This is a genomic window from Endozoicomonas sp. 2B-B (assembly GCF_053470045.1).
The window spans coordinates 3494540-3511168 of sequence record NZ_JBLZMU010000001.1; the positions used below are offsets into that span (position 1 = coordinate 3494540).

7 protein-coding genes, 6 tRNA genes and 1 pseudogene are annotated in these 16629 nt (G+C 46.2%); all 14 read left to right on the forward strand.

The window, feature by feature from the left end:
- Positions 1–131 precede the first annotated feature (131 nt).
- Positions 132–626, forward strand: a complete 495-nt coding sequence (locus ACOMHB_RS13315) for a CinA family protein (protein WP_422133652.1) — start codon at positions 132–134, stop codon at positions 624–626.
- Between the two features lie 97 nt (positions 627–723).
- On the forward strand, positions 724–1779 hold the full coding sequence (recA, locus tag ACOMHB_RS13320) for a recombinase RecA (RefSeq protein ID WP_422133653.1): 1056 nt from the start codon (positions 724–726) through the stop codon (positions 1777–1779).
- 3 nt (positions 1780–1782) lie between these two features.
- Complete coding sequence (locus ACOMHB_RS13325; RefSeq protein WP_422133654.1) at positions 1783–2235, forward strand: regulatory protein RecX; 453 nt, start codon at positions 1783–1785, stop codon at positions 2233–2235.
- 132 nt (positions 2236–2367) lie between these two features.
- A complete protein-coding gene (gene alaS / locus ACOMHB_RS13330; RefSeq protein ID WP_448218636.1) occupies positions 2368–4989 on the forward strand; it encodes an alanine--tRNA ligase in 2622 nt (873 codons plus the stop codon).
- A 124-nt stretch (positions 4990–5113) separates the two neighbouring features.
- Entirely contained in the window at positions 5114–6358 is a 1245-nt protein-coding gene (locus ACOMHB_RS13335) for an aspartate kinase (RefSeq protein ID WP_422133655.1), read from the forward strand.
- Positions 6359–6767: 409 nt separating this feature from the next.
- Positions 6768–6971, forward strand: a complete 204-nt coding sequence (csrA, locus tag ACOMHB_RS13340) for a carbon storage regulator CsrA (protein ID WP_422133656.1) — start codon at positions 6768–6770, stop codon at positions 6969–6971.
- Between the two features lie 209 nt (positions 6972–7180).
- Positions 7181–7273, forward strand: a tRNA-Ser gene (locus ACOMHB_RS13345).
- 1226 nt (positions 7274–8499) lie between these two features.
- Complete coding sequence (locus ACOMHB_RS13350; RefSeq protein ID WP_448216990.1) at positions 8500–12357, forward strand: autotransporter outer membrane beta-barrel domain-containing protein; 3858 nt, start codon at positions 8500–8502, stop codon at positions 12355–12357.
- Positions 12358–12531: 174 nt separating this feature from the next.
- Positions 12532–12608, forward strand: a tRNA-Arg gene (locus ACOMHB_RS13355).
- 39 nt (positions 12609–12647) lie between these two features.
- Positions 12648–12740: transfer RNA gene (locus ACOMHB_RS13360), tRNA-Ser, on the forward strand.
- A gap of 19 nt (positions 12741–12759) precedes the next feature.
- Positions 12760–12836 (forward strand) — tRNA-Arg (locus tag ACOMHB_RS13365).
- Between the two features lie 22 nt (positions 12837–12858).
- A tRNA-Arg gene (locus ACOMHB_RS13370) sits at positions 12859–12935 on the forward strand.
- A gap of 41 nt (positions 12936–12976) precedes the next feature.
- Positions 12977–13069 (forward strand) — tRNA-Ser (locus ACOMHB_RS13375).
- A gap of 672 nt (positions 13070–13741) precedes the next feature.
- Positions 13742–16624, forward strand: a pseudogene (locus ACOMHB_RS13380) (VCBS domain-containing protein); the annotation flags it as partial.
- Positions 16625–16629 lie beyond the last annotated feature (5 nt).

Here is a 16629-nt window from a genome sequence, read left to right on the forward strand (position 1 = left end):
TTTACTATGAAAAGCTGGCTGTTTTCATGGCAGCAATGGTTTATCTTTAGCTATTGGCAGCTGCGGGCAGTTGAATGTATGTCTGACCCGATTCAAAAAAACTCTTCCTATTTGACCCAGAGGCGAAATTGATGTCCGGAGATTTTGACAAAAAGCTGCTGCTGCTGGCTGGAAAACTTCAGGCTGGAAACTTGAAAGTGGCTGCTGCTGAATCCTGTACTGGTGGCTGGCTCAGTCAGGTTTTTACTTCTCTTGCCGGTAGTTCATCCTGGTTTGAAGGCGCCATTGTCAGCTACTCCAATGCTATGAAACACAAGTTTCTGGGTGTGCCTGTTGCGCTGATTGATCGTTACGGTGCTGTCAGTCAGCCTGTTGTAGAAAGCATGGCATTGGGTGCTGTCAAGCGCCTTTCTGTACCCTTGAGTGTTTCCATTTCTGGCGTTGCTGGCCCTGAAGGTGGGACTGATGAAAAGCCGGTGGGTACAGTATGGGTTGGCTGGTGTTTTAACGATCAGGTAACGACTGAGGTCTTTCACTTTTCCGGAGACAGGGAGCAAGTGAGAAGACAGGCCGTTGATGTCGCTCTGGACGGCTTGATTAAACTGGCGGATAGAATTTCCAGATAAATGCTGGACAAATATACAGATAGTGTTTAAATATACAGTATCTAAAGATTTGAATACTTAAAGAATAGTGGCCTGTACTAAAAGGTGGATTTGAATAATGGATGAGAACAGAAAGAAAGCATTAACGGCGGCTCTGGGTCAGATTGACCGCCAGTTTGGTAAAGGAACGGTCATGCGCATGGGTGACCAGAAGCAGGAAGCCATTCCAGCTATCTCTACAGGCTCATTACAACTGGACATAGCGTTGGGAATAGGGGGGCTACCAAAGGGTCGTGTAGTTGAGATTTTTGGTCCTGAATCTTCTGGCAAGACCACACTGACGCTCAGTGTAATTGCAGAAGCTCAGAAGCAGGGTGCTACCTGTGCTTTCGTAGATGCTGAGCACGCTCTGGATCCTCAGTACGCTGGCAAGCTGGGTGTGGATGTTGATGACCTCTATGTTTCGCAGCCTGATACCGGAGAGCAGGCACTGGAAATTACGGACATGTTGGTTCGTTCCGGTGCGGTTGATGTCATTGTTGTAGACTCCGTTGCGGCTCTGGTTCCCAAAGCTGAAATCGAGGGGGATATGGGTGACTCTCATGTCGGCCTTCAGGCACGCTTGATGTCTCAGGCTCTGCGAAAAATCACGGGTTCTATCAAACAGGCAAACTGTTTGGTTATTTTCATCAATCAGATTCGTATGAAGATTGGTGTAATGTTTGGTAACCCCGAGACTACCACGGGTGGTAATGCTCTTAAGTTCTATTCTTCTGTTCGTCTGGATATTCGCAGAACCGGTGCAGTGAAGCAGGGTGATGAAATTACTGGTAATGAAACCCGGGTCAAGGTGGTCAAGAACAAGGTTTCTCCTCCCTTCCGTCAGGCTGAGTTCCAGATTCTTTACGGTCAGGGTATTTATCACATGGGTGAAGTGATTGACTTGGGCGTTAAACAGAAGTTGGTCGAGAAATCCGGCGCCTGGTACTCCTACAAAGGTACGAAAATTGGTCAGGGTAAGGCCAATGCTGCTCAATATCTGACCGACAATCCAAAGATTGCTGAAGAGATAGAAGCACAGATTCGAGCTGAATTGTTGGGTTCTGCAGAACCTGGGTCTGAAGCCTCTGCAAAATCAGATGCAAAGCATCAGGATGAACTTCTGACGGAATAAGTTTTGGAAGTCTTTGACAAAGATATTCGCCGTGCTGGCATGGATTTGCTGGCACGCCGTGAACACAGTTTTCAGGAGCTTCAGCAAAAGCTCAGTCGGCGTTACCCTGATTTTGATGTGGTTCCTGCACTTGAGAGATTGCAAGACGAAGGTCTCCAAAGTGATGAGCGCTTTATCGAGAGTTATGTTCGTTCAAAAACAGAAAAAGGATATGGCCCCGTCAGAATACGCTCTGATTTGCGCAGGAAAGGCCTTGCTGATCAAGTAATCTCATCTTTTCTGTTTGAGGACGATGATGTCTGGCTGGAGATGGCAAGATCCAGTAGGTGTCGCAAATTTGGTAATAACTTGCCCGCTGGAGCGGGGGAAAGATCTAAACAGTATCGGTTTCTGGCGCAGAGAGGCTTTACCAGTCTTCAGATTTCAAATTGTCTAAAGCAGCTATTTTTAACTTAGCTCATATGAACAACATTTAACTTAAACAGAGTCTGCATGGCTGTTTTTCTTTCCCTTCTATATAATGTCCGTCTTTTATAGATTGCTGTTTAATCTCCCGTTTGGAAGACTTGTATGACTCGTGTGAAATATATGAAAAGTGCTGAGATTCGCTCTGCTTTTCTTGAATACTTCAGAGAAAATGGGCATGAAGTCGTACCCAGTAGTTCTCTGGTGCCTCACGACGATCCAACCCTGCTGTTCACCAATGCAGGTATGAACCAGTTTAAGGAAGCATTCCTCGGCAGGGAACAGCGAGCATATACACGAGCAACCTCGTCCCAAAAGTGTGTTCGTGCTGGTGGTAAGCACAATGATCTTGAAAATGTGGGCTACACTGCCCGTCATCACACCTTTTTTGAAATGCTGGGTAACTTCAGCTTTGGTGACTATTTCAAGCAGGACGCCATTCGTTTTGCCTGGACTTTCCTGACTGAAAAACTGCAACTGCCCGTTGAGCGTCTCTGTGTTACGGTTTATGAATCAGACGATGAGGCTTATGACATCTGGCTTAATGAGATCGGTGTTGCTGCTGAAAATATCATTCGTATTGGTGACAACAAAGGAGCTCCATACGCCTCTGACAACTTCTGGCAGATGGGAGATACCGGTCCTTGCGGACCTTGCACAGAAGTCTTCTATGATCACGGTGATCATATCTGGGGTGGTCGACCCGGAACTCCGGACGAAGATGGCGATCGTTTTATTGAAATCTGGAACATTGTCTTCATGCAATACAACCGTCAGGTGGATGGACTGATGGAACCTTTGCCCAAGCCATCGGTGGATACAGGTATGGGGCTGGAAAGGATTTCTGCGATTATGCAGGGAGGGCATAGTAACTATGATATTGATATCTTCCAGAACCTGTTGAATGATGCTTCCGGAATTCTGGGTGGTGTACCAACACCAGAGGCTTCACTGCGCGTTATTGCCGATCATATCCGTTCAAGCTCATTTATCATTTCCGATGGCGTCGTGCCGTCTAACGAAAGTCGCGGATACACACTCAGACGTATCATCCGTCGCGCATGTCGCCATGGACACAAATTGGGAGCCACTGGGTCGTTCTTCTATAAGCTGGTAGCTTCTCTGGTGCGTGAGATGGGTGATGCTTATCCTGATCTTGCAAAAAATCAGGCGCAGATAGAGAGAATATTGCTACAGGAAGAAGAGCAGTTTGCTAAAACGCTCGATAAGGGAATGAAACTGCTGGAAGGCAAGCTCCAGGGGCTTGAGGATAGTGTTATTCCTGGTGATGTAGTGTTCATGCTTTACGATACCTATGGTTTCCCCGTTGATCTGACCAGTGACATTGCCAGAGAGCGTAAGCTGGCGGTAGATGAAGAAGGTTTCGAGCAGTTACTTGAGGCTCAGCGAGAAAGGGCCCGCGCAGCCAGCAAATTTGGCGTGGACTACAGCGAACAGTTGGTTATTGAGGGAGCTACTGATTTCACGGGCTATGAAAGTCTTCAGGACGGAGCTGAAGTCACTGCTCTGTTTGTTGATGGACAGTCAGTTGATTTTATTTCTGAAGGTCAACAGGCGACGGTCGTTCTGCAGTCAACACCTTTTTATGCAGAATCTGGTGGTCAGGTGGGTGATAGCGGCTCGCTCAGGTTTGAGGGTGGCGAGGTTAAAGTGCTGGACACTCAGAAACAGGGCGACAGTCATCTTCATATCTCAGAAGTATCCCAAGGTAAATTAAAAGTTGGTGATATTGTGAGTGCCTACGTTGATGTTGAAGCCCGAAAGGCAACGGAGCAGAATCACTCTGCCACCCATTTGCTTCATGCTGCACTTCGCAAGGTTCTGGGTGAGCATGTTACTCAAAAAGGCTCTCTGGTAGATCATGACAAACTTCGCTTTGACTTTTCCCACTTTGAAGGGGTTAAGCCAGAAGAACTCCGGGCTATAGAGAGACTGGTTAATCAGCAGATCCGTAATAATAGTCAGGTGGAAACCGAGCTGTTAGATATGAAAGCTGCTCAGGCTAAAGGCGCAATGGCTCTGTTTGGTGAAAAGTACGGTGTAGAGGTTCGCGTGCTTTCTATGGGTTCTGAAGGCTTCTCTGTTGAACTCTGCGGGGGTACTCACGTTAGTCGTACGGGTGATATCGGTTCATTCAGAATTATTTCTGAGTCCGGTATTGCAGCGGGTGTGCGACGCATTGAGGCTGTAACAGGTGCAGCTGCGATTGATTATCAGGAAAAACTGGAAGATACCCTGAAATCGGTCGCAAGTCTGGTAAAAGGTTCTCAGGACAATTTACAAGATAAAGTTTCTTCTCTTCTCGATCGGAATAAAGAACTTGAGAAAGAGCTTCATAAACTTCAACAGAAGCTGGCCTCTGCCGACAGTGCTGACCTTCTGTCCAGGACAATTGATGTCGATGGTGTGAAGTTGCTGGCTACTGAGTTAGAGGGAGTAGACCCTAAGTCTCTCCGTGACATGGTCGATCAGCTGAAAGGTAAGCTCCAGACAGGTATCGTATTTCTGGCTGTCCCTGGCCACTCTAAGTTCCCTCTGGTAGCGGGAGTAACCAAAGATCTTACTGATAGGGTGAAGGCGGGTGACTTGTTGAAAATGGTTGCCAGTCAGGTCAATGGTCGTGGTGGAGGTCGTCCAGACTTTGCTCAGGGTGGTGGTTCAGATGCTTCCAAAATCAAAGAAGCGCTTGAATCTATAGTACCATGGTTACAAGAACGTCTGTAATGTGATCGATTTACCCCGATAAAAAAACGAGCCATATGGCTCGTTTTTTTATCGTAAGCTTTTTTTAATAAAGCTATTCGTGTTAAATTCCGGCGTTGGCTGATTGACGTAGAACGATATAAACATGGCGCTGTTAGTACAAAAATTTGGCGGCACCTCTGTTGGGGACCTGGATCGCATCCAGGGAGTAGCTGACAAGGTGAAAGGGTTCAGGGATAAGGGGCATGATGTCGTTGTCGTTGTCTCAGCAATGAGTGGCGAGACCAATCGACTGACTGATCTTGCGTCCAGTATTCAAAAACAACCCACACCCAGAGAGATGGATGTTCTGCTTTCCACCGGTGAGCAGGTCACAATAGCCCTTCTGGCAATGGCTCTTAATGAGCGTAACTGTCCTGCCCGTTCTTATAACGGTAGTCAGGTTTCCATTGTTACGGATCAGGCTCACACAAAAGCTCGTATACAGCATATAGATACAGAGAAGGTGCGGGCTGACCTTGATCAGGGTCGTGTAGTGATCGTCGCTGGCTTTCAGGGGTGTGATGCTGAAGGCAATGTTACAACTCTTGGAAGAGGCGGCTCCGATACTACAGCCGTTGCTTTGGCAGCTGCTCTTGAGGCAGATGAGTGTCAGATTTATACAGATGTCGACGGTGTTTATACAACCGATCCACGAGTTGTGGAGGGGGCAAGAAGACTGGACAAGATTACTTTTGAAGAGATGCTGGAAATGGCCAGTCTGGGTTCAAAAGTTTTGCAGATTCGGGCGGTTGAGTTCGCTGGAAAATATAATGTCAAACTGAGGGTACTGCATTCCATGCAGGAAGGCCCTGGAACTCTAATTACGATCGACGATGAGGATGTAGCTATGGAATCACCGGTAGTATCTGGTATAGCCTTTAACAGGGATGAAGCGAAAGTTACTATTAAAGGTGTACCTGACATTCCAGGTGTCGCATCCCGAATATTGGGTCCTGTCAGTCAGGCCAACATTGAAGTGGATATGATTGTTCAGAACGTGTCAGATGATCGTACCACTGATTTTACCTTTACTGTGCACCGTAATGATTATCAGAACACTCTTGATGTTTGTGCCAAAGTCTGTAAGGAATTGGGTGCACGCGAATATGACGGTGATGAAAAAATCGCTAAAGTTTCTATCGTCGGTGTGGGTATGAGATCCCACGCAGGTGTCGCCACCCGGATGTTTCAGGCTCTGGCTGCAGAAGGTATCAATATTCAGATCATCTCAACTTCTGAAATCAAAGTTTCCGTTATTATCGCAGAGAAGTATCTCGAGTTGGCTGTAAGGGCTCTTCACTCTGTATTTGAACTGGATAGGGAACCTGTAGAGAGTAGCGAAGTCTAAGGTTAAGTAGGGTATCTTGAAAAGGGAATGCTGCAGTTCAACGTGCTAAACCCGAATGGCTCTGAGACTGGTTTGATCAACAGTCAGGAGGAATATCGGACAAATACACCGTCATTCCCGTCAGGCATGGATTCTTCAACTAGAATGGGTTGTGCCTGTTAAAAACTTACAAAATGTGATTTTTTTGATGACTACATTTCTCTGCTAGTAAAAATACGCATGGAAATGTTGGGTTCGGTGGCTAGACTCTGTTGGCTGAGAGCTTCTCAAGCATGAAACGGTGATCTGGCAGTAGCTGCCTTGCTGAGAAAGTGTTCCCGTATTTGGGGCTAAGGTCAATCAAGCAAAGCATCACCGTGCTCAGGATTGACGGTCGTTGACTTACAGAGATGTAAATAAGGAGATTGTAATGCTGATTCTGACTCGCCGCGTAGGAGAGACCCTGATGGTCGGGGACGAGGTCACTGTCACTGTGCTGGGCGTTAAAGGTAACCAGGTGCGTATTGGAGTCAATGCGCCAAAAGAAGTTGCCGTTCATCGTGAAGAGATCTACCAGAGAATTCAGAAAGAGAAAGAGCACGGGGGTGTTCCGTCTGCCTCTGAGCCTTACTGAGTATCTGGTTTTAACACCGAATTCAGTGAAAAATACCCGGCTAACAGCCCGGGTATTTTTTTATCTATGAAAAATGTCTCGATTAAGGAGCGATAATGCGTTTGCCGATAAGGTGACAAACTTTAGAACCTTTATAAAAGTCTCTGGTCGTAAGTAAGAAGAAAAAGCTTGCATTCCAGGGTGCGAACAGTAGTATTAATTGCGCATGCGGTGAGGTGGCCGAGAGGCTGAAGGCGCTCCCCTGCTAAGGGAGTATACGGTTTGTAGCCGTATCGAGGGTTCGAATCCCTCCCTCACCGCCAGATTCTTTAATGTTTCCTTTCTCATTAAGATCACAGGGCAGGCTGGTTGTTATCAATCTGCTCCATGCTCTGCTCCAACCTTTGTGATGTGATGCTCCTTCAACTCTAACGATTGAAATACACTTATCGTTGCTCAGTGAATTTCGATAATGCTTTGAAATTTGATAGGGGATTATGGGGTCTTTGCTGCCATAAAAATGTCTTTGAGGAATGTCTCTGAGTTTATCTCGAAAATCTAACGGGTTCAGAGCAGAAGGCATTGGGCTGACTTTATGAAACTGGTTGGTGAAAAACGGGTCGAGGTTGCCAGCCACCGTCAAGATTGAGGCCACGTCATCCCTTTGGGCCGCTGATAACAGAGCCAGAGTGGCCCCTCCCGAGTAACCAATCAGCTCGAGTTCTCTATAATTACCCTTTTTCTTCAAATAATCTAAAGCCTCGTTAATGCTTGTCAGAGAAGCCTTGTCGTAGCGGCCAAAAGTCCAGACTGATTTATTGCAGAACTTGGTCATGATGTACTGGCAAGGTCTGCCCAGATAAGCGATATCGGAGTATGGATCCTTCAACATAAGGCTATGAACCAGTCTATTGACCGGTGTTGGGTCGGAAGAGGGTGTACCCCTCTTTAGCCAGGCTTTACCATCTCCTTCTATATAGACCCTTAATCTTTCTTTTCTGGCGTTTTCAGATAGCCATGCCTTGAGGGTGTGGGTTGAAGTGGATATTTCCACAGAGGACAGCTTTTTCGAGTTGGCCAGAAGTTGTGTGGTAGTGGTATTAAAAGGAGCAGGGGAGTGACAGCCAGAGAAAATAAGGCTGAAAGAAAGTATTAAAAGAATGTGCTTCATAGGCAAGTATTTTTTAGAACTAATGTACCTTTTTATTTATCGGAAGCTTAGCTCCCTAATATAGTGACTTAACCTGGCAGTTTTTGATTGATACTGTTGTGTTTGTTAAAAAATATACGAAAAATTTACCAATGTTTTAATTAATAGGCGCTGGGGGTTAGTTGCAGGTTTCTAAAAGAAAGAATCTTTATATCTATAGAATCTATAGAAAAATTAATATCACTTTTAATTCTGAAAAAGTATTTAATATTACTTGTTGCCATCTGTACGATACCTTGCCTTCAGGCTCCTATGTCTGATATGTCCGTTAATTTGAAAACTTATAAATGAGAAAGTTCAACGAAAAGAACATCCAGAAAAGAGGTTGGAGTTGCAGTAATGAGACAGGTTCAGGTGTTTAATAAGACACTGCTTTCCATAGCCGTGGTCACGGCTCTTGGGGGTTATAGTAAATGTTCACAGGCTCAATTCCTCGTGAATAACAAAGATTTCTTTAAAACAGTTGAAAAAGTAGATCTTTCCGGAATGGTAAAAGTTCGGAATGAAATGCTTTCTGATGATCCACTGATTAAACAGGCTGATAAGGCAGTTAAACGTTATGAAGTCTATAAAGTTAAACATGATGAAAAACAAACAGATGCAGAGCGTTTATTCATCAATGCCAGTTTCTGGAAGCAGCTTGAAATAGATGCACCTGATTTTTTATTGTTAAGTGAAAGAAGTGTATCTGCCGATGATCGCAAGCCAAAAGAGTCAGAGTCTTTGGTTAAGCGGGAAAGGGCCGTTTTGGGGAGAGCGCATAGTGCACTTGAGTCTTTGGGTGCAGCAGAGACGCAATCGAGCTTTAGTGGTCAAGATTATGGGCTTGATAAACACCTTTTTAAAAAAGACGGTCAAAGCCTTAATGAAGCCAGGAACGCCTACCTTAAAAGATTGGTAGAACTTGAAAATTTAGCACTTCGTGATGCCATTCTCGTTGAAAAAGAAGTTGTGGATGAATCTACCAGGAAAACGAAAAAGGTTAAGGTGGCTCCGGATGCAATCATACTGAAAGGTATCGATTTATCTGACGGGGGTGTCAGAAAAACAGTTCTTGAAAAGCTGACCAATGTTGAAGAAGTCTTTGAATTAAAGACAAATGGCAATGGTAAAGTGACCGGGCTGGGCTTTAAAACCAGAGTGTTGGAACTGGCGGATGTCAGCAGTGGTTTTAAAGAGGGAGAAAGAGTACCAGTGGTAGCATCAGCTGCAACTGAAGACGAGGCTGATGTTAAGGCATACGGCACAGTTGTTCTTTCTGGAAGATCCAGTGCGGTGCATGAAGGTTTCGGCACAAGTGAACGAGCACTTGATGCATTTGTTGCCAAAGAAGGTACATCGGTACGTATCGCAAAAGATGGTGCTATCCGATCTACGATCATCTATCTGAAAGGTGTTGATGATGTAACGGGTGTTGATGTCGAAGTTGACGGAAAAAAAACCAAGACTGTTGATACTTTTTTAGACTTGGTAGGAATACTACCAGAGCAATTGGAAATTATGGAAGAAGCCATGAATAAGCATGGTAAAAAGGTCCATAAGCCAATTGCACGAAAAGCTGCGGTAGCAGTTATCGATGGGGCTAAAAAAGGTACTGTCAATCTGAAAGGCTATGAAGATATAGAGATCAAAGGCTCCAGGTTAGTTGTTCGACAAATCGGTGTTGCGGAAGATGGTGTTACTCCAGCATCCGCTAATGTCACTATCACAGACAGTGATATAACTGTTGATGCAGGGTCCGACGATACAGCAAATGCTGGAAAAGGCGTTGTGGCTGGTCAGAATATCGTTCTGAGTAATACTCATCTGAGTATGCAGGAAGAGAACAAGATTGCTCTGGAAAGCATTATTTCTGATGAGTTAGAAGGTAATGACAACACTAGGAAAATGAAACAGCCAAATTCAATTACGGTTACTGAAATCAAGGCTGTTCCCGTTAAAGGTCTTAATGCTCAGAAGGCAATGGAAGGCTCCATTGATGGTTTTGCAGAGCACGTTGTTGATGTTGAAGCTGAAGATGTACTTGATGTGTTTGAGGTTAGGAAAGGCTCTGTCTCACACGTCAGCCTTACTGATATTGAGAAGGTTCTGGTTGAAGATGGTCAACTGTATGCCGACGAAGTCAGTACGCTCGAAAGGCCACTGGTCTCGTTTGACCTGAGAGGAAAAGCGACCGTTCGATCAATGTCTAATGATGCGCAGCCTGTTTTCGTTAGTAGAGACGCAGATGTAACTCTGGCTGTCGGGCAGGAAGTGTCCAAGGATATTCATGGTTTCAGACACTTTATTTTGGACGGTGGTACTTTAGAAGGTAGCCTACAAGGCTTTGCTGCTGAAAATGGCGATGAGAAAGATCCTGAACGCTTCACTGGTTCAACAGTTACTCTGAAAAAAGGTACTTTGAAGGGTGGTGAGATTGGCGGCGTTGTTGATGGGAAAGAGCGAGGGCACCTAAAGGAAGTGCTTGTAACGGGTCAGATTGATGTTAAGCCCGGCACTACTGAGCTGAGAACTTTGGATAGGGTAGCTACTAAAAAGTCTCAAATGCCTATCTTTCAATCTACTGAACTCAAGCAGGTCAAAGTGGTTGCTCCTTTGGTTGTCGATTCCAAAGGTAGTTTGAAACTCTTTAAGACGTTTAAGCAAAGCAAGCTGGATGAGAAAAATACCCCTGTTCTTGAGTCAGCACCTTCATTATTGGCAACGAAGGGTAAAACACTTGAGAAAGGTGCTAACCTGTTCCTTGTCGTGGATGGTGATGATAAATCACTGTCGTCTGTCCCCTATGTCAGTGTTGATGGTTCTTTGAAGTTGCAGGGACAGAACCAGATCAAACTTGATTTGACCAATAGCATTGACAGTAAGAAACGTTTTGAAAATGCCAAAAATCTTTATGAAGAAGCCAAGTCTGGTAAGCCTTTGACTACTTCGATTGCAGTTATTGAGGCCGATAAAGTAGAGGGTAGCTTTGTTGCTCCCGATACAGGTACCGTATTCATTGATGCTTCAGACAGTGGATTTGCGAAGAGTGAGAAGACTGGCAAGTCTGTATACTCTATTAATGTGAAGTATGATGACAATCCGGTTCAGAAATTGCGCTCTCAATATAGTCTGTCTGAAGATCAGGCAAAAATGTACATTGCTACCTATGAATCGGCATTGTCTACTGACAATATGGTTTCATCACAGTCTATGTTCAACCTTGTAACAATGGCGGAGCAGCAGGACATCAAGTTGTTTGCTGACCAGCAGTTGCCCGATCTCAATAACGCAGTGGGTCGTGCTTCTGTAACTTTGCAAAATAAAGTTAATGAGTCGATTGGTCGTCGTCTCAACAGTAACCGTACTGGAGTTAATGCTGGCGATATGTATCAGTCTCAGGGGTTTTGGGCCGAGTATATTTTCAATAACGGAAAGCTTGATAATGATGAAGTTCTAAAAGGTTATCAAGCCAGAGTTAATGGAGTCACTCTTGGTGCTGATACCACGCTTAATGATCAGATGACGGTCGGTTTTGCCTTCACTTATGGTAATACAAAGGTTGAAACTAACGACATACATCGTGAAACAGCGACCGATACTTATATGGGCACCCTTTATACTGGATGGAATCAAAATAATTACTTCCTGGACTCAATGTTCAGTTATGGTAAGGGAGTCAATGAATACAAGCGTAAAGTTCAGCTGGAAAAGACTGCTTACAGAGGCGAAGCCGATAGCACTGTCTGGGGGGCACGTTTAGTAGCTGGCTATAACTATCAGATAAATCAGTGGGTTCTTCAGCCTCAGGTCACCTTTGGCTATAACAGTGTTAAATTTGATGATCTCACTGAAAAGCAAACAGGTGACTGGGCTCAGAAGCGTAAGATGAAGGAATTCGAAGTCATGGAACTGGGTGCAGGTTTGAAGCTTATGGGTGATTTCGAGTTGGGTCGAGGTATTCTCCAACCTGAGTTTGTTCTGATGGGTTACCATGACTTTAAGGATGAAAAGCCTGAAGCAACGGTGACAATCCTTCAAGGCGGTAAAACCTTGACATTCACGGGAGCTGAACGTGAGCAAAATCGCTTCCTGGCCGGTTTGGGTGTTAACTACAAAATGGAAAACAACCTGAGCTTGAGTCTGCATTATGACAATAACTGGATGGGGGGCTTCAAGGCGGATAGCTTGAATGCAACTATCCGTTATGATTTTTGATTGGTTGCAAACTAACGTCTAACCACCAGCGTCTTTAGTTGGACCTGAACTTTTTTAGCCCTGCCTGTGTGGGGCTTTTTTGTTGTTGTGCGTTGTTGTTCAAATGTGAAAATTGCCACAATACCGTTGACTCCTCGGGGTTAAATCTCTATAGTTCGCTCCCGTTGATGCAGCGCGCTCGTAGCTCAGCTGGATAGAGTACCTGGCTACGAACCAGGCGGTCGGAGGTTCGAATCCTCCCGAGCGCGCCACTCATTAAAACGGCAAGTGTCGCTAGTATAAGTTGTACCGGTGAGGTGGCCGAGAGGCTGAAGGCGCTCCCCTGCTAAGGGAGTATACGGTTTGTAGCCGTATCGAGGGTTCGAATCCCTCCCTCACCGCCAGTGAACAAGTTAGTATTACGCGCTCGTAGCTCAGCTGGATAGAGTACCTGGCTACGAACCAGGCGGTCGGAGGTTCGAATCCTCCCGAGCGCGCCATTTAAGAAGTTTTCAAATATGAGCGTCCGTAGCTCAGCTGGATAGAGTACCTGGCTACGAACCAGGCGGTCGGAGGTTCGAATCCTCCCGGACGCGCCAATTTGAAAGTTGGGTAACCCCATCAAAACAAAGAATATGACGGTGAGGTGGCCGAGAGGCTGAAGGCGCTCCCCTGCTAAGGGAGTATACGGTTTGTAGCCGTATCGAGGGTTCGAATCCCTCCCTCACCGCCATTCTGTATCTCTTAACTCATTGATTTATCAATGCTTGACTATTTAAACAACTCAAGTTACGCAGTTAGCAACCTCTTTCAAGTGCCTCAGAGAAGCTTTTAGCCTTGCCATATAAATTTTGGCTCTGAGCTGAAAGTGATTCACTTCTGTTACGCGTTGCTCAGAATACAACGGCTTTCAAGTTCTACTTACAACAAATAGCATGGAGAATCAGCCCTAATCTGATCAGCCGCCGTTCTTTGATGGAGTTATTCAATGATCCAACTGAGAAAATGAGAGTCAATTTACTCATGAATCAGGGGGCTGGAGCTTGGGTATGTTTAGCCGGACAGTAGTGAGAAATCATATCAATTTCCCAGATGAACTTTATTTATTAGAAATGATTCTATCTTCAATAAGAAGTCGTTTAAAAGTTGTTAACTTGCCTATAGGTGCATAGTTACGAAGGTGTAACCTCTGCTATAAAGACCTCTTAAAGAGATTTAAAAGCTAAATGTCGGAGCATTGCAACAAAGCTGCTTTATTCTGTCTCCCCTGAGATTAATAAACTATAAACTGTTTTTTCGTGAATATAAGAGCGAAGGGAACTCGCCTTATTCTGTGCTTGAGTTGGCTGCACAGCACTTGGATCGAGTTTCCTCTTTTCCCTCAGGATTCAGAGAGTACAGAAATATGAATTCAAGCTCAGGAAACTCTGCACCTGCTATTGGTGAGATCTCAGCAGCGTCTGGTAAAGTGATCGCCATAAAGCCGGATGGAACCCAAATAGTTCTCGAGCCAGGGGACAAAGTTTTTCTTAATGATCGGGTCGTTTCAGAAAATGGTGATCTCGTTGTCATTACAACATCGAATAACCAGGTTCTGGAACTGAGTGGTCAGCAGCCACTTACTCTTACAGATAGTGTGCTGTCCGGTCAGGATACTGATATCGATGAAGAACAGGCCGAGGAAGAGCTGGCTGATGAAGAGGTTCGGGACGCTGTTGCTGAAGGAGCAGATCCCGGTTCTCCAACAGAAGCTTCAGCGGCAAAAGAAGATACCTCCGAAGAGAGAAGTCCTGACCAGACAGAACCCAGGCTTGCCCCATCAGATATCCCTGTTATCACGCTTGAAACTGATGACCAGTTAGATGAGGAATCCATTACCGAGTCTTCTGAGATCCTGACTGCCAGCAGCAGGCCTGTCACTAACGCAGTTGTTCAACAACAAGAATCTGAGAAAGAATCGGAGACTCCAGAGCCTGTCGTTATTTCGTACCAGCCTGTCGCTCAGGCATTGTCAATGGATGGTAATGAAGATTCACCGATCCTTCAGGGACAGCTTTCTGCGACAGATAATAGTGGTGGTGCTGGCGGAGCATTGACGTACTCTCTGGTTTCTGCAACGGAAGCAGGTTCAATAAATATAAGTGGTGACGGCTCTTTTGAGTTCAAGCCTGGAGCAGACTTTGACTATCTGGCAAAGGGTGAAAGCCAGACTGTTACTTTTGTTTTTGAGGTTATCAATTCACAGGGAAACAGAAGCCAGGCATCCGTAGGTATCACGATAGAAGGTGTCAACGATACGCCTGAAGTAGAGGCTCCGATTGTTCTTGATCTAAATCAGAATGACTCTGGCATTAGTCTGGATCTTTTACAAAAAGCCAGTGATAAGGATCTGGACGATGAATTGTCTGTTACCAGCCTTCGTCTGGTTTCTGGTAACGAAGCTGGCGTCAGTGTGACCGAAGAAGGATCAGAGCTGGTTATTGATCCGGAAGCTTATAAGTACCTTGCCGTTGGCGAGATGGAAATCATCACCTACGAATATCAAGGATCGGATTCACAGGGAGATTTTACGACCCAAACCGCCAGCATCACCCTGGCAGGAAGTAATGATGACCCGGTAGTTCAAAATGCAATTTTATTGAGGACTAACCAGAATTCGCCATCAAATAGTATTGATTTGTTGGCAGGGAGTACTGATGTTGATCAGACCGACACCTTAGATGTTGTGAACCTCCGACTCACCGCCGGTGACCCGGTTGGCATCAGCATCTCGGAAGATGGCAACAGCCTATCTCTGGATTCGTCCGCTTATAACTATTTGGCGGCAGGGGAATCAGAAAGAATTGATTACAGCTACGAAGTTGACGATGGTCATGGGGGAACGGTTAGCCAGAGTGCTTCAATAACCATTGAAGGCCTCAACGACGCTCCCACTATTAGCAATGCCACCGATGTTGCCGGTGCAGTCACCGAGATTGTCGACGGGGGTGCCGGTGAAAACAGCAACAGCCTGACCGACACTGGCTCGTTCACCGTTGCTGATGTCGATCTGAGTGACCAGCAGACTGTCAGCGTCAGTGCCGGGGCCAATGGTTATCTGGGCAGCCTGACGGCTAGCGTGGCAGATGACACCCAGGGCGACGGCAGCGGTCGGATTGACTGGAGTTTCAGCGTTGATGATGCCGACATCGATTACCTGGGCGCCGGTCAGACTCTGACTCAGACCTACACTGTCACAGTTGACGATGGCGAAGGCGGTACCGTCGATCAGCAGGTGACTATCACTCTGACCGGCACCAACGACGCACCTACTATTACCAGTGCCACCGATGTTGCCGGTGCAGTCACCGAGATTGTCGACGGGGGTGCCGGTGAAAACAGCAACAGCCTGACCGACACTGGCTCGTTCACCATTGCTGATGTCGATCTGAATGACCAGCAGACTGTCAGCGTCAGTGCCGGGGCCAATGGTTATCTGGGCAGCCTGACGGCCACCGCGGCGGATGACACTCAGGGCGACGGCAGCGGTCGGATTGACTGGAGTTTCAGCGTTGATGATGCCGACATCGATTACCTGGGCGCCGGTCAGACTCTGACTCAGTCCTACACCGTCACAGTTGACGATGGCGAAGGCGGAACCGTTGATTAGCAGGTGACTATCACAATAACTGGCACCAACGATGCTGCGGTGATCAGTGGTACAGACACCGGTAGTGTTGCTGAAGATGCTGGTAATATCCTGACTGCAACAGGAAGCCTGAGTGTGAACGATGTAGATAACGGCGAGGGGAGTTTTACCGGAGAGACTATATCTGGCACCTATGGTTCACTGACCATGAACACCGATGGCAGCTGGAGCTATTCAGCGGATAACAGTCAGTCAGCTATTCAGGCTCTGGGGGATGGTGACAGCCTGAATGAAACCATTACGGTGAGGTCTCTGGATGGCACCACCCGCGATATAGTGATTACCATTAACGGCACCAACGACGCACCCATTGCAGCTGATAACAATCTGAGTCTCAGTGAAGCGGGAAAGCATACTTTTACTCTTGCTGAATTTGGCTTCAGCGATGTGGATTCAGGGGATAGCCTTGCTTCCATTACGTTGACGTCCCTGCCTGCTTCGGGAAGCCTGACATTAAACGGCAGTGCCGTCTCCATTAACCAGGTAGTCAGTGCCAGTGATATTCCCAACCTGGAATTTACCGCAGATGCCAGCATTAACGGTAGCCATCATGGCAGTGTAGGTTTCAAGGTGAGTGATGGTGCGCTGGAGAGCAGTGCCTATAC

Bases quoted from the DNA above. Each gene is read 5' to 3' on its own strand.
- alaS (WP_448218636.1), top strand. From the start codon at position 2,368: ATGAAAAGTGCTGAGATTCGCTCTGCTTTTCTTGAATACTTCAGAGAA.
- csrA (WP_422133656.1), top strand. From the start codon at position 6,768: ATGCTGATTCTGACTCGCCGCGTAGGAGAGACCCTGATGGTCGGGGAC.
- ACOMHB_RS13350 (WP_448216990.1), top strand. From the start codon at position 8,500: ATGAGACAGGTTCAGGTGTTTAATAAGACACTGCTTTCCATAGCCGTG.
- recA (WP_422133653.1), top strand. From the start codon at position 724: ATGGATGAGAACAGAAAGAAAGCATTAACGGCGGCTCTGGGTCAGATT.
- ACOMHB_RS13315 (WP_422133652.1), top strand. From the start codon at position 132: ATGTCCGGAGATTTTGACAAAAAGCTGCTGCTGCTGGCTGGAAAACTT.
- ACOMHB_RS13335 (WP_422133655.1), top strand. From the start codon at position 5,114: ATGGCGCTGTTAGTACAAAAATTTGGCGGCACCTCTGTTGGGGACCTG.